Source organism: Rhodobacter maritimus (assembly GCF_058747975.1).
Genome location: NZ_CM179095.1, coordinates 1,304,310 through 1,323,713 on the forward strand (window position 1 = coordinate 1,304,310; position 19,404 = coordinate 1,323,713).

General features: G+C 65.5%; 17 protein-coding genes. 6 read left to right on the top strand and 11 right to left on the bottom strand.

The window, feature by feature from the left end:
* Nucleotides 1-2 precede the first annotated feature (2 nt).
* The 3 genes from AC4PTO_RS06590 (at nt 3) to cysE (ending at nt 5,538) form a co-directional block, all read left to right on the top strand.
* Complete coding sequence (locus AC4PTO_RS06590) at nt 3-3,905, top strand: baseplate multidomain protein megatron (protein ID WP_492732933.1); 3,903 nt, start codon at nt 3-5, stop codon at nt 3,903-3,905.
* Complete coding sequence (locus AC4PTO_RS06595; protein ID WP_492732934.1) at nt 3,898-4,608, top strand: DUF2793 domain-containing protein; 711 nt, start codon at nt 3,898-3,900, stop codon at nt 4,606-4,608. Before AC4PTO_RS06590 ends, AC4PTO_RS06595 begins: the two co-directional genes overlap by 8 nt.
* A 114-nt stretch (nt 4,609-4,722) precedes the next feature.
* Nucleotides 4,723-5,538, top strand: coding sequence for a serine O-acetyltransferase (gene cysE / locus AC4PTO_RS06600; protein ID WP_492732935.1), 816 nt, complete (start codon nt 4,723-4,725; stop codon nt 5,536-5,538).
* 6 nt (nt 5,539-5,544) lie between these two features.
* On the opposite strand, the gene AC4PTO_RS06605 is transcribed toward cysE, so the two are convergent.
* From AC4PTO_RS06605 to AC4PTO_RS06635, 7 genes are all read right to left on the bottom strand, one after another.
* On the bottom strand, nt 5,545-6,051 hold the full coding sequence (locus AC4PTO_RS06605) for a hypothetical protein (protein ID WP_492732936.1): 507 nt from the start codon (nt 6,049-6,051) through the stop codon (nt 5,545-5,547).
* A gap of 2 nt (nt 6,052-6,053) precedes the next feature.
* Complete coding sequence (locus tag AC4PTO_RS06610) at nt 6,054-7,346, bottom strand: pyruvate dehydrogenase complex dihydrolipoamide acetyltransferase (RefSeq protein WP_492732937.1); 1,293 nt, start codon at nt 7,344-7,346, stop codon at nt 6,054-6,056.
* A 12-nt stretch (nt 7,347-7,358) separates the two neighbouring features.
* A complete protein-coding gene (locus AC4PTO_RS06615) occupies nt 7,359-8,720 on the bottom strand; it encodes a pyruvate dehydrogenase complex E1 component subunit beta (RefSeq protein ID WP_492732938.1) in 1,362 nt (453 codons plus the stop codon).
* Nucleotides 8,721-8,733: 13 nt separating this feature from the next.
* Complete coding sequence (gene pdhA, locus AC4PTO_RS06620) at nt 8,734-9,738, bottom strand: pyruvate dehydrogenase (acetyl-transferring) E1 component subunit alpha (protein ID WP_492732939.1); 1,005 nt, start codon at nt 9,736-9,738, stop codon at nt 8,734-8,736.
* A gap of 73 nt (nt 9,739-9,811) precedes the next feature.
* Nucleotides 9,812-10,108: an FtsB family cell division protein gene (locus AC4PTO_RS06625; protein ID WP_492732940.1), complete on the bottom strand. Its 297-nt coding sequence runs from the start codon at nt 10,106-10,108 to the stop codon at nt 9,812-9,814.
* Nucleotides 10,109-10,289: 181 nt separating this feature from the next.
* Entirely contained in the window at nt 10,290-11,183 is an 894-nt protein-coding gene (locus AC4PTO_RS06630) for a fructose bisphosphate aldolase (RefSeq protein WP_492732941.1), read from the bottom strand.
* Nucleotides 11,184-11,320: 137 nt separating this feature from the next.
* Nucleotides 11,321-12,511, bottom strand: a complete 1,191-nt coding sequence (locus AC4PTO_RS06635) for a phosphoglycerate kinase (RefSeq protein ID WP_492732942.1) — start codon at nt 12,509-12,511, stop codon at nt 11,321-11,323.
* Between the two features lie 132 nt (nt 12,512-12,643).
* Between AC4PTO_RS06635 and AC4PTO_RS06640 the strand changes: the two genes are divergently transcribed.
* Both AC4PTO_RS06640 and AC4PTO_RS06645 read left to right on the top strand, forming a co-directional pair.
* The gene (locus AC4PTO_RS06640) at nt 12,644-13,150 is read left to right on the top strand and encodes a peptidylprolyl isomerase (protein ID WP_492732943.1); all 507 of its coding nucleotides are present in this window, start codon (nt 12,644-12,646) and stop codon (nt 13,148-13,150) included.
* Entirely contained in the window at nt 13,143-13,724 is a 582-nt protein-coding gene (locus tag AC4PTO_RS06645) for a peptidylprolyl isomerase (RefSeq protein ID WP_492732944.1), read from the top strand. The genes AC4PTO_RS06640 and AC4PTO_RS06645 overlap by 8 nt, the downstream gene beginning before the upstream one ends.
* Nucleotides 13,725-13,796: 72 nt before the next feature.
* Here AC4PTO_RS06645 and tyrS read toward each other — a convergent pair whose 3' ends face one another.
* Complete coding sequence (tyrS, locus tag AC4PTO_RS06650; RefSeq protein WP_492732945.1) at nt 13,797-15,047, bottom strand: tyrosine--tRNA ligase; 1,251 nt, start codon at nt 15,045-15,047, stop codon at nt 13,797-13,799.
* Between the two features lie 60 nt (nt 15,048-15,107).
* Between tyrS and AC4PTO_RS06655 the strand changes: the two genes are divergently transcribed.
* Nucleotides 15,108-16,214, top strand: a complete 1,107-nt coding sequence (locus AC4PTO_RS06655; protein ID WP_492732946.1) for an anhydro-N-acetylmuramic acid kinase — start codon at nt 15,108-15,110, stop codon at nt 16,212-16,214.
* 87 nt (nt 16,215-16,301) lie between these two features.
* Here AC4PTO_RS06655 and eno read toward each other — a convergent pair whose 3' ends face one another.
* The 3 genes from eno to AC4PTO_RS06670 form a co-directional block, all read right to left on the bottom strand.
* A complete protein-coding gene (eno, locus tag AC4PTO_RS06660) occupies nt 16,302-17,579 on the bottom strand; it encodes a phosphopyruvate hydratase (protein WP_492732947.1) in 1,278 nt (425 codons plus the stop codon).
* A gap of 90 nt (nt 17,580-17,669) precedes the next feature.
* Complete coding sequence (locus AC4PTO_RS06665; protein ID WP_492732948.1) at nt 17,670-18,533, bottom strand: DMT family transporter; 864 nt, start codon at nt 18,531-18,533, stop codon at nt 17,670-17,672.
* 107 nt (nt 18,534-18,640) lie between these two features.
* A complete protein-coding gene (locus tag AC4PTO_RS06670; protein ID WP_492732949.1) occupies nt 18,641-19,342 on the bottom strand; it encodes an endonuclease/exonuclease/phosphatase family protein in 702 nt (233 codons plus the stop codon).
* Nucleotides 19,343-19,404 lie beyond the last annotated feature (62 nt).

The following is a 19,404-nucleotide window of genomic DNA, read 5'->3' on the forward strand; positions in this document are numbered from 1 at the left end:
GAATGGCGACGATTTTGCTTTCCGCCGCGGGTGCGGCGGTCGGGGCCGGCTTTGGCGGCACCGTTCTGGGGCTTTCGGGTGCGGTGATCGGGCGCGCGATCGGGGCGACGATCGGGCGCGCGATCGACCAGAAGCTGCTGGGCGCGGGCTCGGGCTCGGTGGAAACGGGGCGGGTGGACCGCCTGCGCCTGTCGAGCGCCGGAGAGGGCGCGCCGATCGGTCGGCTGTGGGGGCGGATGCGTATCCCCGGTCAGGTGATCTGGACAACGCGTTTCTTCGAAACCGCCACCCGGCAGAAGGGCGGCAAGGGTGCGTCCCGTCCGACGGTCACCAACTACAGCTATTCCGTCAGCCTGGCGCTTGCACTTTGCGAGGGAAAGATCACTCGTGTCGGGCGGGTCTGGGCCGACGGGATCGAGATCGCTCGCGGCGATCTGAACATGCGCGTCTATGATGGTTCCGAAGACCAGCTTCCGGACCCCAAGATCGCGGCGGTCGAGGGGGCGGACCGCGCCCCGGCCTATCGCGGGATCGCCTATGTCGTGCTGGAGGATCTTGCGCTGGAGCGGTTCGGCAACCGCGTACCGCAATTCACCTTCGAAGTGGTGCGCCCGGCGCAGGGCGCGGGCATCGGCGATGTTCCCGACCTGATCCGGGGCACCCGCGCGGTGGCAATGATCCCCGGCACGGGGGAGTATTCGCTGGCCACTACGCCGGTTCTCTATAATTTCGGCCTGGGCGAGCAGAATGTGGCCAATGAGAACACACCCTCCGGCATGACCGACTTTTCGACCTCGCTGTCGATCCTGGATGAGGAACTGCCCAACTGTGAGGCGGTGTCGCTGGTCGTGTCGTGGTTCGGTGACGATCTGCGCTGCGGATCGTGCGAGATCAGGCCGAAGGTCGAGGGTAAGTCGGTCGATGGCACGCCCATGCCCTGGGTCGTATCGGGGCTTGTCCGCGCCGATGCGCAAGAGGTCGTGCGGCGCGAGGGCAAGGCGGTCTATGGCGGCACACCCGCGGACGGCGCCGTCCTGGAGGCGATTGCGGCGCTGAAGCAGGCGGGCAAATCCGTGACCTTCTACCCGTTCATCCTGATGGAGCAGTTGACGTCAAACACCCTGCCGGACCCGTGGACGGGGGCCGCATCGCAACCCGCGCTGCCGTGGCGGGGGCGTATCACCCTGTCGGCGGCTCCGGGGCAACCGGGCAGCCTGGATGGCACGGCCGCGGCGGCAACGCAGGTGGCAGCCTTTTTCGGAGGGGCCCGGCCTGAACATTTCATTCGCTACGGCCAGACGCTTGGCTATCACGGCCCGGCAGAGTGGTCGCTTCGCCGGTTCGTTCTGCATTACGCCCATTTGTGCGCGATGGCGGGCGGGGTGGATGCCTTCTGCATCAGCTCGGAAATGCGCGCGCTGACGCAGATCCGGGGGGCGAATGACAGCTTTCCTGCCGTGGCGCAGCTTGTGCAGCTTGCTGCGGATGTGCGCGCAATCCTCGGGCCAGAGTGCAAGATCGGCTATGCCGCCGACTGGTCGGAATATTTCGGCTATCAGCCCGGCAACGGCGACAGGTTCTTTCACCTCGATCCGCTTTGGGCGAGTCCGGATGTCGATTTCGTAGGGATCGACAACTACATGCCCTTGTCGGACTGGCGCGACGGTGACGATCACGCCGATGCCGGATGGGGCAGCATCTACAATCTGGACTACCTGCGCGCCAATATCGCGGGGGGCGAGGGGTTCGACTGGTATTACGAAAACCAGACCCATCGGGATTTGCAGATCCGCACGCCCATCACCGATGGCGCGCATGACGAGCCGTGGATCTGGCGCTACAAGGACATCCGCGCGTGGTGGGAAAACCCGCATCACGAACGGATCGGCGGGGTGCGCCAGAACCTCCCGACGGCGTGGGAGCCGCGCTCGAAGCCGATCTGGTTTACCGAGATCGGTTGTGCGGCCGTCGACAAGGGAACGAACCAGCCCAACAAGTTTCTTGACCCCAAAAGCTCGGAATCCAGTCTTCCGTGGTATTCCGACGGGCGACGGGACGAACTGATCCAGCAGCAATATCTGCGGGCCATGTCGGATTACTGGTCGCAGCCGGAAAACAACCCGCTGTCAGACAGTTACGGTGGGCGGATGGTCGATGCCGGGCGCAGCCATGTCTGGGCATGGGATGCGCGGCCCTATCCGCAGTTTCCGGCCAACGGCACGCTTTGGACGGATGCCGGGAATTACCCGCGCGGGCACTGGATTTCCGGCCGGGTGACGGCGCAGCCGCTTGCCAGCGTCGTGGCCGAGATCTGCGCAAGCTCGGGGTTGGTGAATTTCGATGTTTCCGACCTTTACGGGCTGGTGCGCGGGTATATGCCGCCGCCGGGGGTAACCGCACGCGGGGCATTGCAGGCGTTGATGCTTGCCTACGGGTTCGAAGCGGTCGAGCGTGACGGCCAGTTGCGGTTCCAGATGCGTCTGGGCCGCGTCGATGCGGTCTTGCAGCCCGATCTGCTGGCGGTCGGGGATGCGCCGACCCTGGAGACCCTTCGCGCGCCGGAGGCCGAGACCGCCGGGCGGGTTCGCCTGTCCTATGTGGAAGCGGATGGCGATTACGAAACCCGCGCGGTCGAGGCGATCTTCCCCGATGAGGTCGATGGCCCGGCCGCCGCGTCCGAGCTGAACCTCGCGATGACGCGCAGCGAAAGCCAGGGCATCGTCGAGCGGTGGCTGTCCGAGGCGCGTGTGGCCCGCGATGGTGCGCGCTTCACGCTTCCGCCATCGCTTGGCCATATCGGGGCGGGCGATGTCGTCGAGATCGCGGGGGATCGCGGTGCCCTGCGCTACCGGCTTGACCGGGTGGAAAGCGCAGGCGTCAGTGCGGTCGAGGCGGTGCGGATCGAGCCCGGCGTCTACCTGCGCTCGGACGAGGCCGAAGAGCGTGCCCTGCCCAAGCCGTTCGTGCCGCCGATCCCGGTGCTGCCGGTCTTCATGGACCTGCCCTTGCTGAGCGGCGAAGAGGTGCCCCACGCGCCCCATCTGGCGGTCACGGCGACGCCCTGGCCGGGAAACGTTGCCGTCTATACCTCGGGCGAGGACAGCGGCTATGCGTTTTCGCGCCTGATCGAGCGGCGGGCGATTGTCGGGGAAACCCTGTCGCCGCTGGAGGCCGCAAAGCCCGGTCTATGGGATCGCGGCGCACCGCTGCGGCTGCGCCTGAAGGGCGGAGAGCTGCAATCCGTTTCCGTTGCGCGGCTTCTGGACGGGGCGAATGCGATGGCCATCGGTGACGGCAGCGCCACGAACTGGGAGGTGATGCAATTCGCCAATGCCGAACTTGTCGCCCCGGATACATGGGAGCTGTCGTTGCGCCTGCGCGGTCAGGCGGGAACCGACGCGATCATGCCGCCGGTCTGGCCCGTGGGCAGCCGCGTGGTCATTCTTGATGGTGCGCCGCAGCAGATCGAACTGTCTTTGCAGGCGCGCGAAGTGACCCGCCACTACCGGATCGGTCCGGCGCTGCGGGGATATGACGATCCCTCCTATACCCATGTCGCGCAGGCCTTCAGCGGGATCGGATTACGCCCGCTGAGCCCGTGTCACCTGCGATGGGTGCGCAATGCGGCCGGCCTTGATCTGAGCTGGATCCGGCGCACCCGGATCGGCGGCGATAACTGGAGCGCGCTCGACGTGCCGCTTGGTGAGGGCTCGGAGGGGTATCTGCTGCGCGTCAGACAAGGCGGTGCAACGCGCCGCGAGGTGCTTTTGGCAAGCCCCTTCTGGCTCTATTCGGATGCGGCCCGCGCGGCGGACGGCATAAGCGGCCCCTTCGCCATCGAGGTCGCGCAGATCTCTGAGACATTCGGACCCGGACCTTTCACAAGGATTGAAATCAATGAGTGAGACCCATCGCCTGTCGCTTCCGCTTTTGCAGCCCGCACAGGCGCAAAAACATGTCACCGTGAACGAGGCCTTCGCGCGTCTGGACGGGCTGGTGAACCTTGTCCTGCAATCGGTCACGATGGCGACCCCGCCCGCGGCGATCATCGAGGGCGCGGCCTATGGCGTGCCTTCGGGGGCCGTCAATGCCTGGTCGGGGCATGAAGGGCAGGTGGCGATCGGTGCGAACGGGGGGTGGGTCTTTGTTACTCCCGTGCCGGGTTGGCGCGCCTTCGTGCAGGACCGTGGGCTGGAGGCGATCTGCGGCCCTGCGGGCTGGATCGTCGGGGCCATGACCTGCTCGGCCCACGGCGCCGGCATGAAGGCCGGTGTTCTCGAGATTGATCACGTCATCGGCGCCGGACCTGTTTCGGCAAGCTCTGCGATGATCCCGGGCGGGGTTCTGGTTCTCGGCGTCACGGCGCGGGTGATCGAGGCGATCGAGGGCTCGTTGAACAGCTGGTCACTGGGCAATGCGGGGGCCGAGGACCGCTTCGGTTCGGGGCTGGGTGTGGCGGCCGGGTCATGGGCGCGGGGGCTCTTGTCGCAACCTATGGCCTACTGGGCGCCCGAGGCGCTGCAACTGACCGCGGCCGGCGGGGAGTTTGCCTCGGGGCGCGTTCGGCTGGCAATTCATTATCTTGAGTTGATGCTGCCAACCGCGTGACATTTTGGCCTGTTGACCGGTCCGTTAGCGATTTGCGCTTTTTGTGCTTGCGCCCTTCCACTATGTCACGAGGCAACTATGTGTTAGGTTCGTCAGATCACGAAGGAGCAGGTCATGGCCAAAAGCAATGCGCACGTCGCTGCGGTGGACCCGGTTTGGGACCGTATCTGCGACGAGGCGCGCGCGGCGGTCCGGGATGAACCGTTGATGGGCGGCATGATCCATTCGGGTGTGCTGCACCACGGAAGCTTCGAGCGGTCGCTCGCCTACCGCTTCTCGCTCAAGCTCGCCTCGGGCGAGATGAGCGAGCAGATCCTGCGCGAGATCGCGGATGAAGCCTATCAGTCCGACCCGAGCCTGAGCCAGGGCGCGCGTGCCGACCTGGTGGCCGTTTACGAACGTGATCCGGCCTGCCATCGGCTGCTGCAACCCTTGTTGTTCTTCAAGGGCTTCCAGGCGCTGCAATCCTATCGGGTCGCGCATTGGCTTTGGCGTGAGGGCCGCCGTGATCTTGCCTATTTCGTGCAGATGCGCACGTCCGAGGCCTTTGGCGTCGACATTCATCCCGCGGCGCGCATCGGCAAGGGCGTGATGATCGACCACGCCCATTCCATCGTGATCGGGGAAACGGCGACCGTGGGCGACAATGTCTCGATGCTGCATTCGGTGACGCTTGGCGGGACCGGCAAAGAAGAGCAGGATCGTCACCCGAAGATCGGTGACGGGGTGCTGATCGGGGCCGGCGCGAAGGTGCTGGGCAATATTCGCGTGGGCGCGAACAGCCGGATCGCTGCGGGCTCGGTCGTGCTGAGCGAGGTGCCGCCGTGCAAGACCGTAGCCGGTGTGCCCGCCAAGATCGTGGGGGAGGCCGGGTGTGACCAGCCTTCGGTCCGGATGGATCATCGCCTCAAAGGCTGTGACTGCGATTGACGGCTGTTATACGGGCCCCAAAAGCGCGGCAACAAGGTCGTCAATCCGACCGATGGGGGTGAACCGGCGAAGCGAAACCCGGCGGTGCGCGGGGCGTTCCGCCTTTATGCCCTTCACATTCGCCTTTGTGTGCCTGGTAACCGCGAATTCATCCATCGGCGGGACCGGCAGCCTTGGCTTCGCGCCGAACCAAAGGTAGCCGTTTACACCGAGTGTGTCGTCGATCTCAAAGCAGATGACGCATCCTGGAGGCCGTTCGGCAAGCTTTGTGCCAACCGAGACATGGGTAGTCTTGCCCGCCATTCGTGTGGATTTCAGCTGAACGTGGTGGGTGATGTCCTTGAAGCTGACGATCAGGTCATAACCGCCTGCATCGAATTCGGATCGTAGCACCTCTACGTCGAAGGTGTTTCTGTTCCAGAAATATGCCAACGGGTCCGTAATAAAACGGTGCTCCAGGATGATTTCCCGGAGCACCGAATGTCGTGAATGATGGGCAAGACCGTCGGTCAATATCAGGCCAGCATTGCCATCGGGTTTTCAAGATTGTCCACGATGGCGGCAAGCAGCTCTGCCCCAAGCGCCCCGTCGATGACGCGGTGATCGACCGAGAGCGTCATCGACATGACGGTGGCCACGGCGATCTCTCCGTCTGCATTCACCACGGGCTTGCGGATGCCGGCGCCCACGGCCAAAATCGCGCCATGCGGCGGGTTGATCACGGCGTCGAAATTTTCGACCCCCATCATGCCGAGGTTCGAGATGGCGAAGCTGCCGCCCTGATATTCGTGCGGAGCAAGCTTGCGGTTGCGGGCACGCGCGGCAAGATCCTTCATCTCGGCCGAAAGCTTCGACAGGCTCTTGCTTTCGGCATCTTGCAGCACTGGGGTGAACAGCCCGCCTTCGATCGCGACGGCCACTGCCACGTCCGAGGCCTTCATCTTCAGCACCCGGTCGCCGGCCCAGACGGCATTGGCATCGGGTACCGCCTGAAGGGCAAGGGCGCAGGCCTTGATGATGAAGTCGTTTACCGACAGCTTGACGCCGCGCGCCTCGAGCTTCTTGTTGAGATCGGCACGGAAGGCCATCAGATCGTCCAGGCGCACCTCACGGCGCAGATAGAAATGCGGGATCGTCTGTTTGGCCTCGGTCAGGCGGGCGGCGATGGTCTTGCGCATGCCGTCCAGCGGAACTTCCTCGTAGCTGCGGCCTTCGTAGATCCTGGCGATCGCACTGGCCGATACGGGTGCACCGGCCGCGGGGGCCGGGGGCGCCGCGGCGGTTGCCGTGGTCGTGGCCGGTGCAGCGGCAGAGGGCTTGGCACCCTCCACATCGGCCCGGACGATACGACCATGCGGCCCGGAGCCCTTGACGTTCGCCAGATCCAGCCCCTTTTCGGCGGCGATACGCCGGGCAAGGGGAGAGGCGAAGATGCGCTTCCCGTCCGCTTTGGGGGCGGCCGGCGCGGCCTGGGCCGGAGCGGCGGGCGCCGCTGCCGGTGTGGGGGCCGCCGCAGGGGCCGCCTTTGCCGGGGCTGCCGCCTTCGGCGCGGCCTCCACGCTTTCGCCTTCTTCGATCAGGACGGCAATGGGGGTGTTGACCTTCACGCCCGCCGTGCCCTCGGCCACGAGGATCTTGCCGACGATACCTTCATCGACGGCCTCGAACTCCATCGTCGCCTTGTCGGTCTCGATCTCGGCCAGGATGTCGCCGGAGGAAACGGTATCCCCCTCTTTCACCAGCCATTTCGCCAGCGTGCCCTCTTCCATCGTGGGTGACAGCGCGGGCATCAGGATTTCGGTTGCCATGGCGTTTTCCCCTCAGCGGTAGGTGACTTTTTTCACGGCGGCCACGACCTCGTCGGTCGTCACCAGCGCAAGCTTTTCAAGGTTGGCGGCATAGGGCATCGGCACATCCTTGCCCGTGCAGTTGATCACGGGGGCGTCGAGATAGTCGAAGGCGCGCTCCATGATCGTGGCGCTCAGGTGATTGCCGATGGACCCGACGGGCCAGCCTTCCTCGACGGTCACGCAGCGGTTGGTCTTCATGACCGAGGCCAGCACCGTGTCATAGTCGATCGGGCGCAGGGTGCGCAGGTCGATCACCTCGGCCGAGATGCCATCGCCGGCCAGCCGCTCGGCGGCTTCGAGCGCGTAGCCCATTCCGATCCCGAAGGAGACGATGGTCACGTCGCTGCCCTCGCGCCAGATCCGGGCCTTGCCGAAGGGGATGGTGAAGTCCTTCAGGTCCGGCACCTCGAACGAGCGGCCATAGAGGATTTCGTTTTCAAGGAAGATCACCGGGTTCGGATCGCGGATCGCGCTTTTCAAAAGCCCCTTCGCGTCCGAGGCCGAATAGGGCATGACCACTTTCAGGCCGGGGATCTGCGCATACCACGCGGCATAGTCCTGGCTGTGCTGGGCGGCCACGCGGGCGGCCGCGCCGTTGGGGCCGCGGAACACGATCGGACAGCCCATCTGCCCGCCGGACATGTAAAGCGTCTTGGCGGCCGAGTTGATGATCTGGTCGATCGCCTGCATGGCGAAGTTGAAGGTCATGAACTCGACGATGGGCTTGAGCCCGCCAAAGGCCGCGCCGACCGCGATGCCGGTAAAGCCGTGCTCGGTGATCGGCGTGTCGATCACGCGCTTCGGGCCGAACTGGTCCAGAAGCCCTTGGCTGATCTTGTAGGCGCCTTGGTATTCGCCGACTTCTTCCCCCATCAGGAAAACGCTGTCATCGCCCGTCATCTCTTCGGCCATGGCCTCCCGCAGGGCTTCGCGCACAGTCATGGTTTTCATCGCCGTGCCCTCGGGCCAGTCCGGGCTGTTGTCGGTCTTGGGTGCGGCGGGGGCGGCCGCGACGGGGGCTGCGGCGGGCGCCGCGGGGGCAGGGGCCTCTGCCGCGGGCTTGGCCGCGGGCACGGCATCCGCGCTTTCGCCTTCCTCGACCAGCACGGCGATGGGGGTGTTGACCTTCACCCCTGCGGTGCCTTCGGCCACGAGGATCTTGCCGACGATACCTTCGTCGACCGCCTCGAACTCCATCGTCGCCTTGTCGGTCTCGATCTCGGCCAGGATCTGGCCCGAGGTGACGGTTTCGCCCTCTTTCACCAGCCACTTGGCAAGGGTGCCTTCCTCCATCGTGGGCGAAAGGGCGGGCATCAGGATTTCGGTTGCCATTCTGCTATCTCCCTTACGCGTAGATGTCGGTCCAAAGCTCCGAGACGTCCGGCTCGGGGCTTTCCTTGGAATATTCGGCGGCCTCGTTCACGATCGCCTTGATTTCCTTGTCGATCGCCTTGAGATCGTCATCGCCCGCGTGTCCGCCCTGAAGCAGCAGTTCGCGCACATGCTCGATCGCGTCGCGCTCTTCGCGCATCTTCTGCACTTCCTCGCGCGAGCGGTATTTTGCCGGGTCCGACATCGAATGCCCGCGGTAGCGATAGGTCATGACCTCAAGGATATAGGGGCCGTCGCCTGCGCGGCAGTGGGCCGTGGCGCGTTCGCCCGCCTCTTTCACCGCCAGAACATCCATGCCGTCGACGGATTCGCCGGGGATGCCGAAGGCCTGGCCTCGGGTGTGGATCTCGGGCGTGGAGGTCGAGCGTTTCTGCGCCGTGCCCATGGCATACTGGTTGTTCTCGATCACGAAAACCACCGGAAGCTTCCACAGCGCGGCCATGTTGAACGTCTCGTAGACCTGGCCCTGGTTCGCCGCGCCGTCACCGAAATAGGTGAAGGTGACGCGGCCGTTCCCCTTGTATTGATCGGCAAAGGCCAGACCCGCACCAAGCGGCACCTGCGCGCCCACGATGCCATGCCCGCCGTAGAAGTGCTTTTCCTTGGAGAACATGTGCATGGAGCCGCCCTTGCCCTTGGACAGTCCGCCCTCGCGCCCGGTCAGTTCGGCCATAACGCCCTTGGGGTCCATGCCGCAGGCCAGCATATGCCCGTGGTCCCGGTAGGAGGTGATGCGCTTGTCGCCGTCTTCTGCCGCGGCCTCAAGGCCCACGACTACGGCTTCCTGTCCGATATAGAGGTGACAGAACCCGCCGATCAGCCCCATGCCGTAAAGCTGGCCCGCCTTCTCTTCGAAGCGGCGGATCAGCAGCATCTCGCGGTAATATTTCAGAAGATCGTCTTTCGAGACATTGGCGCGTTTCGTGGCCTTGGTCTCGGGGTTCTTTCGTGTCGCCATCGGGCAGCCTCCCCACTACGCGGAATAGTTCAACGTTAAACCATTCCATAACGCAAGGGCGGCCGCGATGCAATCAGCGGATCACGATCTCATCGGCGCGGATCGTTCCCAGCACATCGCGCGCGCGTTCGTCCAGAAGATCGAGGTCAAGATAGCCGTCCGACAAGCGCGTTGTCAGGTTGGCCATGCGCGCAACCTCTTCGCGAAGTGCGTTGCGCTCGGCGGTCAGTTCGTCGATTTCGGCTTCGATCTGCACGCGGCGGAACACGCCGTAAGATCCCTGCACGGCGGCAAAGGTGAAATAGATCGCCATCGCACCTGCAACGGTGAAGAAGATCAAGGGCCCGACGGTGGGTCGCTTGTTGCTCATGTTCTGCCTCGTGCTGCGCCTCTTGCCGGGCGTCGGACGAATCATGCCATAGCCGATTCGCAAAGGGAATCCCCGCAACCCCCTGTTTCGCTAATAATTCCGCGATCGTGCGTGGCTGAGTCCAAACGGCAACGGGGGCCACATGGGCCCCCGCTTTCGTCACAGGAGGTGCGTTTCGCGCCTAGCCCGCCACCGAGGCCGCGTGGATCGAGGTGATCGCCGCGCCCAGAAGCGCGTCGAATTCCGCATCGCTCTGCCCTGCGCTCAACCCCTCGGTCAGGGCACGGCTGAACGAGGCGATGATGCCGGTGTTCTGCGCCAGAAGCGCGTTCGCCTCGTCGCGGCTGTAGCCGCCCGACAGCGCCACGACCTTCATCACGCGGGGATGGTCGACCAGCGGCTTGTAGAAATTCGCAACACTCGGCAGGGTCAGCTTCAGCATGACCTGCCGGTCGGCGGGCAGGGCGTCCAGCCGGGCCAGGATCTCGTCGCGCAGGATCGCCTCGGCCTCGGCCTTGTCGGCGATCGAGATCGTCACCTCGGGCTCGATGATCGGGATGAGCCCGTGCGCCAGAACCTGCGCGCCCAGCTCGAACTGCTGCGCCACGACGGCCCTGATCCCTTCGGCATTCGCCGCAGAGATGACCGAGCGTTCCTTGGTGCCGAAAATGCCCGCCGCCGCCGCGCGCGCCAGAAGCGCGTCTAGGCCGGGGATCGGCTTCATCAGCTGGCAGCCGTTCGCCTCGGCCTCAAGGCCCTTGTCGATCTTCAGGAAGGGCACGACGCCGCGGGTTTCCCACAGATAGGTGGCGGTGGGGGTGCCGTCGATCTTGCGGTCCATGGTCTGTTCGAACAGGATCGCGCCCACCACCTTGTCGCCGGTGAAGGCGGGGGATTTGATGATCCGGGCGCGCATCTCGTGGATCAGGTCGAACATCTCCTCTTCCGAGGCATAGGCGGTCTCGGGCACGCCATAAAGCCGCAATGCCTTCGGCGTGGAGCCACCGGACTGGTCGAGCGCGGCGATGAACCCGGCCCCTTTGCGCATCTGTTCGGCTTGCTTCGCGTTCGACATGATGATCCCCCGGAAATGGATTGGCTGCGGGCCTTCGCCCCTTGGCATGCAGATAACCTGTTGACGTTTCAGGCGCAATTCTGGTGGCGCTAACGGCCCATTGAAGAAAAGGCGGCCCGAAGGCCGCCTGTCGCCGCTCAGCGTGTCAGGGCCGCGACGCCGGGCAGCTCCTTGCCCTCCATCCACTCGAGGAAGGCGCCGCCCGCGGTCGAGATGTAGCTGAAGGATGCCGCGCCCCCCGCCTTGTTCAGCGCCGCGACGGTATCGCCGCCCCCCGCGACCGAAACCAGACGCCCGGCCTTGGTCAGCTCGGCCGCCTTCCGCGCGGCGGCATTGGTCGCCGCATCGAAGGGCGCAATCTCGAACGCGCCAAGCGGGCCGTTCCAGATCAGCGTGCGCGACGCCTCGAAGACCCGCACGATCGCTTCAACCGAGTCCGGCCCCGCATCGAGGATCATTGCATCGGGCGGGCAGGCCTCGGCAGGCACCACCTCGCTTGGCGCGCCGGCCGCGAATTCGCGCGCAACGACCACATCGACGGGCAGCACGATCTGGCAGCCTTCAGCATCGGCCTTGGCCATGATCGCGCGCGCGGTGTCGGCCATGTCATGCTCGGCCAGCGATTTGCCCACGTCGATCCCCTTGGCGACAAGGAAGGTATTGGCCATGCCGCCGCCGATGATCAGGTTGTTCACCTTGCTGACCAGGTTGCCCAAAAGGTCGAGCTTGGTTGAAACCTTCGCCCCGCCTACAACGGCCGCAACCGGGCGTTCGGGATGGCCGAGCGCGGCCTCCAGCGCCTTCAGCTCGGCCTCCATCAGCCGCCCCGCCGCCGCGGGCAGCACATGCGCGATCGCCTCGGTCGAGCTGTGGGCGCGATGCGCGGCCGAGAAGGCGTCGTTCACATACACCTCGCCCAGGGCCGCCAGAGAGGCCGCAAGTTCGGCGTCGTTCTTTTCCTCGCCCGGATGGAAGCGGGTGTTTTCCAGCAAGAGCACCTCGTCCGGGCCCAGGGCCGCCACCGCGCGCTTTGCCGGGCCGCCGATGCAATCCTCGGCGAAGGCGACCTTCACCCCAAGCGCGCTTTCCAGCGCGGGAACCAGCGGGCGCAGGCTCATCTCGAGGACGACCTTGCCCTTGGGGCGCCCGAAATGGGCCAGAAGGACGGGTTTGCCGCCCTTGGCCATGATGTCCTTCACAGTGGGCACGATCTTTTCGATGCGGGTGGCGTCGGTGACGCGCCCGTTTTCGACCGGCACGTTGATATCGACCCGCACAAGCACGACCTTGCCGTCCATGTCGATGTCATCAAGCGTTTTCCAGGCCATACGGAATCTCCATACCTAATACTCACGCAAACTTGCCCCGCAGGCGCGCGAAAGGCAACGGCAAGCGCGGCTTTCCCCTTTCATTGCCCGAACTCGCGCCCTAAGTTCCGCCCAAAGCCAGAGGAGACAGAGATGGCCGATATCAAGGATCCGGAAAACACGATCATCGTCGAGCTCAAGGACGGCCCCGTCGTCATCGAGCTTCTCAGCGAGGTTGCCCCCAAGCATTGCGAACGGATGAAGGAACTTGCCCGCGCAGGCAAATACGACAACGTCGCCTTCCACCGCGTGATCGAGGGGTTCATGGCCCAGACCGGCGATGTTGCCCATGCCAACATGGAGAACAACTACAATCCCGGCCGTGCGGGCACGGGTGGGTCGGATCTGCCCGACCTTCCGGCCGAGTTCTCCAAGCTTCCGCATGACCGCGGCACGCTTGGCGCGGCGCGTTCGATGAACCCTAATTCGGCGAACTCGCAGTTCTTCATCAATTTCAAGGATAACCACTTCCTCAACGGGCAATACACGGTTTACGGCCGCGTGATCTCGGGGATGGAGCATGTGGACCGCATCGCGCGCGGCGAGCCGCCGGCGAATCCCGACCGCATGATCTCGGTGAAGGTGGCGGCCGATGCGTAAGCTGCTTCTGTCGCTGGCGGTCGCGGCCACCCTTCCGGGGGCTGCGTTTGCCGAAGGGTCGGGCGTGGCCGACGGGCCGGGTCCCAATCTGGTGCTGGAACTGGGCGGGTCGCTCAGCGGCCAGGTGGTCATCGACCTGCTGCCCGACGTGGCCCCGAAACATGTCGAACAGATGACCGCGCTTGCAGAGGCCGGGGCCTATGACGAGGTGGTCTTCCACCGTGTGATCGACGGGTTCATGGCGCAGACGGGCGATGTGCAGTTCGGCAAGCGCGGCGGCGATATGTCGCTGGCGGGGATGGGCGGCTCGGACCGCCCCGATCTTCCGGCCGAATTCTCGAACCGGTCGTTCCAGCGCGGCATGGTCGGCATGGCGCGCAGCCAGGATCCGAACTCGGCCAACAGCCAGTTCTTCATCATGTTCGACGCTGCCCCCCATCTGGACGGCCAATACACGATCGTCGGCCATGTCGTCGAGGGGCTGGAGCTGATCGACGCCATCAAGAAGGGCGACAGCGGCCGCAACGGCCTTGTCGAGGACCCCGATTACATCGTCAGCGCAACGGTCGAGTGAGCGCCGCCAAAGCCGAAAACGGAAAGGCCCGGCCGCATTGGCCGGGCCTTATTCATGCTGGCGTCAAGGCGCTCAGCCGATCGTCACCAGCGCATGGCGCTTCTTGCCCGCGGTCAGTTTCAGCGGCTCGGCCAGCTCGCCCGCGCCGAACATGCGCCCGGCATCGGTCTCGATCTCGTCATTGACCCGCGCGGCCCCCTCGGCGATCAGCCGCTTGGCATCCTTGCCCGATTTCGCAAGGCCCGAGCGCACGACAAGCTGCGCAAGGCTGATCCCGTCGGCCACCTCGGCCGCAGCCAGGTGCAGGGTGGGCAGATCCTCGCCCACGCCGCCCTTCTCGAAGACCTCGCGCGCGGTGGCCTCGGCGGCGGCGGCGGCCTCGGGGCCGTGCAGAAGCGTCGTCACCTCATTGGCCAGGATGATCTTGGCATCGTTGATCTCGGCGCCCGGCAGTGCGCCCAGACGCTCGCATTCCGCCACCGGCAATTCGGTGTAAAGCTTCAGGAAGCGCCCGACATCTGCATCGGTGCTGTTGCGCCAGAACTGCCAGAACTCGTAGGGGCTCAGCATCTCGCCGTTCAGCCAGACCGCGCCTCCCGCCGACTTGCCCATCTTGCGCCCGTCCGAGGTGGTCAGCAACGGCGAGGTGAGGCCAAAGACCTCGTGGTCGATCACCCGGCGCGTCAGGTCGATGCCGTTGACGATATTGCCCCACTGGTCCGAGCCCCCCATCTGCAACAGGCAGCCGTAGCGGCGGTTCAGCTCCAGGAAGTCATAGGCCTGAAGGATCATGTAGTTGAATTCAAGGAAGCTCAGGCTCTGCTCCCGGTCCAGCCGCGACTTGACCGATTCAAAGCTCAGCATCCGGTTCACGCTGAAATGGCGCCCGATATCGCGCAGGAATTCCAGGTAGTTGAGCCCGTCGAGCCATTCGGCATTGTTGAGCATGATGGCATCGCCCGCCCCCGTGCCATAGCGCAGGTAGCGCGCGAAGACCTGCTTCATGCCCGCGATGTTCTCGTCGATCTTCTCGGGCGTCAGCAGCGGACGCTCGTCGCTGCGGAAGGATGGATCGCCCACCTTGGTGGTGCCCCCGCCCATCAGGGTGATCGGCTTGTGCCCGGTCTTCTGCAACCAGCGCAGCATCATGATGTTGAGAAGATGCCCCACATGCAGCGACGCCGCCGTGGCGTCATAGCCGATATAGGCCGGCACCGTTCCCGCGACCAAAGCGTTATCCAGCCCCTGATAGTCGGTGCAATCGGCCAGAAAGCCGCGCTCGATCATCACGTTCAGAAAGTCCGATTTCGGTTGGTAGGTCATGGTGCTTGTCCCTCTTCGACGCACATGCGTATATCGGGGCAGGCGATGAAGGGGAAGGGCATGTTGAGTGCGGGGCCTGTCTGGTCGGTCGGCGCGATGTCGGGCACCTCGCTCGACGGGGTGGACGCCGCGCTTCTGCTGACCGACGGGCAGCGCATCGTCGAGTTCGGCCGCCACGCCTACCGCCCCTATGACGATGCCGAACGCGCGGTGCTGCACGCGGCCCTTGGCTGCTGGCCCGGCGCCCCCGAGGTCGCCGCCGCCGCCGAGGTGATCGAGACCGCCCATGCCGAGATCCTGTCGGAATTCCCCGAGGCCGCGATCGTGGGCTTCCACGGCCAGACCCTCGCGCATGAGCCGCGCGGGCGCGGCACGCATCAGGCCGGCGACGGCGCGGTCCTGGCCGAGATTCTCGGCCGCCCCGTGGTGTGGGATTTCCGCTCGGCCGATGTCCGGATGGGCGGGCAGGGGGCGCCGCTTGCACCCTATTTCCACTTCGCCTGCGCGAAATGGGCAGGGCTCGCGGCGCCGGTCGCGCTGCTCAATCTGGGCGGCGTCGGCAACCTGACCTGGATCGACCCGCGCCTGCCCGGCCCCGAAAGCCCCGGCGCGCTGCTGGCCTTCGACACCGGCCCCGCCAATGCCCCGGTCAATGACCTGATGGCCGCGCGCCTTGGCCTCCCGCGCGACGAGGGCGGCGCGCTTGCGCTGTCGGGCAAGGCCGATCCCGAGGTGGTCGCGCGCTTCCTCGAACATTCCTATTTCATGAAGATCCCGCCCAAATCGCTCGACCGCAACGATTTCCACGGCCTTCTGGACCGGGTCGCGGGGATGCCGGACGCCGATGCCGCGGCCACCCTGACCGCCTGCGCCGCCGCCGCCGTCGCGCGCGGCGCCGAACATTTCCCGATCCCCCCACAGTCGGTCTATGTCTGCGGCGGCGGGCGGCTGAACGAGGCGATGATGGTGGCCCTCGCCCAAAGGCTCGATTGCCCGGTCGCGCCGGTCGAGGATATCGGCCTGAACGGCGACATGCTCGAGGCGCAGGCCTTCGCCTGCCTTGCGGTGCGCGTCGCGCGCGGCCTGCCCACATCGGGCCCCGCAACGACCGGCGTCGCCGCCCAGGTCGGAGGCGGCCAGATCAGCCGCCCCGGAAGTCCCGCCTGACCTTCACCAGAGCGCAAATATCCCCGCCGGAGGCTTCCACGTCATGCGCGGGCGCCTGTGGTGGGGGTATCTCGACGAAGCTGAAGCTCAGCCCTTCAGGATCGAGCGGCCGGCATATTCGGCGGTCTCGCCCAGCATTTCCTCGATGCGGATCAGCTGGTTGTATTTCGCAAGCCGGTCCGAACGGGCAAGGCTGCCAGTCTTGATCTGGCCGCAATTGGTGGCGACGGCGAGGTCGGCGATGGTCGCGTCCTCGGTCTCGCCCGAACGGTGGCTCATGACGTTGGTATAGCGCGCGCGGTGCGCCATCTCGACCGCCTGGAGCGTTTCGGTCAGCGTGCCGATCTGGTTCACCTTCACGAGCATCGAGTTCGCAACGCCCTTGCGGATCCCGTCGGCCAGGCGTGCGGGGTTGGTCACGAAGAGGTCGTCGCCCACCAGTTGCACCTTGTCGCCGAGCTTTTCGGTGAGGATCTTCCAGCCTTCCCAGTCATCCTCGGACATGCCGTCCTCGATCGAGATGATCGGGTAGGCGGCGCAGAGTTTCGCAAGGTAGTCGGCGTTTTCCTCGGAGGAAAGCGACAGGCCTTCGCCCTTCATCTCGTATTTGCCGCCCTTGTAATACTCGGTCGAGGCGCAATCGAGCGCGAGATGGATGTCTTCGCCGGGCTTGTAGCCGGCCTTCTCGATCGAGGCGAGGATCAGGTCCAGCGCGGCGGTGGTCGAGCTGAGGTTCGGCGCAAAGCCGCCCTCGTCGCCAAGGCCGGTCGACAGGCCCTGTGCCGACAGTTCCTTCTTCAGCGTGTGGAATACTTCGGACCCCATGCGCACCGCGTCGCGGATATTGCCGGCCGAAACCGGCATGATCATGAATTCCTGGATGTCGATCGGGTTGTCGGCATGTTCGCCGCCATTGATGATGTTCATCATCGGCACCGGCAGGACGCGGGCCGAGGTGCCGCCGACATAGCGGTAAAGCGGCAGGGCCGAGAAATCGGCGGCGGCCTTGGCGCAGGCCAGCGACACGCCGAGGATCGCGTTGGCGCCGAGGCGCGCCTTGTTGGGGGTGCCGTCCAGCTCGATCATCATGCGGTCGATCTCGACCTGCTCGGTCACGTCCTCGCCCACGAGGTTCTCGGCCAGCTCGCCATTGACGGCCATCACCGCCTCGAGCACGCCCTTGCCCATGTAGCGCGCCTTATCGCCGTCGCGTTTCTCGACCGCTTCATGCGCGCCGGTCGAGGCGCCCGAGGGCACGGCGGCGCGGCCCATGGTGCCGTCCTCGAGGATGACATCGACCTCGACGGTCGGGTTGCCCCGGCTGTCGAGGATCTCGCGGGCGTGGATGTCGATGATCGTGCTCATGGCGGGGCCCCCTGGCTCGTTGTAAGGTCAGCCGCTCTATAACCGCTGGTCCGGGCAACGAAAAGAGGCATGGCGGGGCAAGCGGCACTGTTAGCGCCGCAAGCGCGCCTCGCGCATCAGCGTATAGAGACCCGAAGCCACGATCACCGCGCCGCCAACCAGCGTGGCGCCGTCCACGGGTTCGGAAAAGATCAGCCAGCCGATGATCAGCGCGAAAAGAAGCCGCGTGTATCGGAACGGCGTGATGAAGGAGACCTCGCCGATGCGCATGGCCGCGATCAGCGCGTAATAGCCAAGCGTTCCGAAGACCAGCGCGCCGGCAAGCTGCGCAAGCTCTGGCGGGGTGGGCATGACGAGCGGTGTGTCCATGACCGCGGCAAGGGCAAGCCCGGCGGGGACGATGACGCCGAAGCCATAGGTCGCCAGCTGCATCGAGGTGATCGAGCGCGGCACCCGGCGGGTGGCCACGTCGCGCGCGGCCAGCCCCAGAACCGCCACCACGGCGAAAAGCGACAGGCCCGAAAAGCCCTCGGTGCCGGGGCGGATCACGATCAGCACGCCCAGGAAGCCCACCGCGATGGCCGACCAGCGCCGCCAGCCCACCTTCTCGCCCAGAAACAGCGCCGCCCCCAGCGTGACGGCCAGCGGCGTGGCCTGAAGGATGGCCGAGGCCTCGGCCAGCGGCGTGAAGGCCACCGCGCTGACAAAGCAGATGGTGCCCAGCAATTCGCCCAGGTTGCGCAGCACCACAGGCCCGGCCAGCAGATCGCGCGAGAAAAGCCGGTCGCGGCGGTAGATCGCGATCGCGGCGAAGATCGTTGCGCCACCCGCCCCGAGAAGTGCGAGGATCTCGCCCACGGGCAGGCGCAGGGCGAGCGCCTTGACGAACATGTCTTCAAGCGCAAAGCCGGCCATGGCCGCAATCATCAAAAGGCTGCCGCGCAGGTTTTCCATCATGCTCTCGGGCGGGGAAGGGCGATCGTCTCGGGTCCGATTATCGCCGCGCGCGGCGCGGGTAAAGCGGACTATTGTGCGCGCACAATTCCGCCCGCTGCGGGGGGCTAGCCGCGCAGCCCGCCAATATCGGCCCAGACCGGCAGGTGATCCGAGGCGCGGCGCGACAGCGGGGTATCCAGAACGCCCGCGCGCAGGATGCGCAGCCCTGGCCCCAGAACGAAACGGTCGAGATGGCCGATGGGCGCGCGGGCCGGAAAGCTGCGGCCGGGGGCGTGCACGGTGAAGCCGTGCAGCGGCTCGAACCCGCGGCGCAGGGACCATTCGTTGAAATCGCCCATGGCAAGCGCGGGGCGCGGGGCGGCGGCGGCCATCTCTGCGCCGATGCGATGCAACTGGGCGCGCCGGTCTGTGCGGCGCAGGCCAAGATGCGCGGCGATCAACCGGAAGGGCGGCAGGCCGACCTCGCTGATCTCAAGCGAGATCGCACCACGCGGCTCCAACCCCGGCAGGGTCAGCGGTGTCACGGCCGAGATATGCATCCCGCGCCGGGCAAGCACCGTCTGACCGTGCCAGCCAAGGCTGCTTGGGCTGGTGCGGTCGAAATCGAGCACGACGAAATCGGTCTCTTCCTCGATCACGCGGTTGGGCAGGGCGGCGGGGCGGCTGCCCATGCGGCGGTCGACCTCTTGGAGGGCGACGATATCGGCCGAAAGCGCATTGACGACCATGATTGCGCGATGGGGATCATGGCGCCCGTCGGAACCGATGCATTTGTGCACGTTGTATGAGGCGACGCGAATTGTCATGGCGTTGATATGTGTGCTTGCACCGCTGATTGCACCCCGTGATCGTGCATCCTATGTAAACT

Bases quoted from the DNA above. Each gene is read 5' to 3' on its own strand.
- AC4PTO_RS06590 (WP_492732933.1), top strand. From the start codon at position 3: ATGGCGACGATTTTGCTTTCCGCCGCGGGTGCGGCGGTCGGGGCCGGC.
- AC4PTO_RS06595 (WP_492732934.1), top strand. From the start codon at position 3,898: ATGAGTGAGACCCATCGCCTGTCGCTTCCGCTTTTGCAGCCCGCACAG.
- cysE (WP_492732935.1), top strand. From the start codon at position 4,723: ATGGCCAAAAGCAATGCGCACGTCGCTGCGGTGGACCCGGTTTGGGAC.
- AC4PTO_RS06610 (WP_492732937.1), bottom strand. From the start codon at position 7,346: ATGGCAACCGAAATCCTGATGCCCGCGCTGTCACCCACGATGGAAGAG.
- AC4PTO_RS06615 (WP_492732938.1), bottom strand. From the start codon at position 8,720: ATGGCAACCGAAATCCTGATGCCCGCCCTTTCGCCCACGATGGAGGAA.
- pdhA (WP_492732939.1), bottom strand. From the start codon at position 9,738: ATGGCGACACGAAAGAACCCCGAGACCAAGGCCACGAAACGCGCCAAT.
- AC4PTO_RS06625 (WP_492732940.1), bottom strand. From the start codon at position 10,108: ATGAGCAACAAGCGACCCACCGTCGGGCCCTTGATCTTCTTCACCGTT.
- AC4PTO_RS06630 (WP_492732941.1), bottom strand. From the start codon at position 11,183: ATGTCGAACGCGAAGCAAGCCGAACAGATGCGCAAAGGGGCCGGGTTC.
- AC4PTO_RS06635 (WP_492732942.1), bottom strand. From the start codon at position 12,511: ATGGCCTGGAAAACGCTTGATGACATCGACATGGACGGCAAGGTCGTG.
- AC4PTO_RS06640 (WP_492732943.1), top strand. From the start codon at position 12,644: ATGGCCGATATCAAGGATCCGGAAAACACGATCATCGTCGAGCTCAAG.
- AC4PTO_RS06645 (WP_492732944.1), top strand. From the start codon at position 13,143: ATGCGTAAGCTGCTTCTGTCGCTGGCGGTCGCGGCCACCCTTCCGGGG.
- tyrS (WP_492732945.1), bottom strand. From the start codon at position 15,047: ATGACCTACCAACCGAAATCGGACTTTCTGAACGTGATGATCGAGCGC.
- AC4PTO_RS06655 (WP_492732946.1), top strand. From the start codon at position 15,108: ATGTTGAGTGCGGGGCCTGTCTGGTCGGTCGGCGCGATGTCGGGCACC.
- eno (WP_492732947.1), bottom strand. From the start codon at position 17,579: ATGAGCACGATCATCGACATCCACGCCCGCGAGATCCTCGACAGCCGG.
- AC4PTO_RS06665 (WP_492732948.1), bottom strand. From the start codon at position 18,533: ATGGAAAACCTGCGCGGCAGCCTTTTGATGATTGCGGCCATGGCCGGC.
- AC4PTO_RS06670 (WP_492732949.1), bottom strand. From the start codon at position 19,342: ATGACAATTCGCGTCGCCTCATACAACGTGCACAAATGCATCGGTTCC.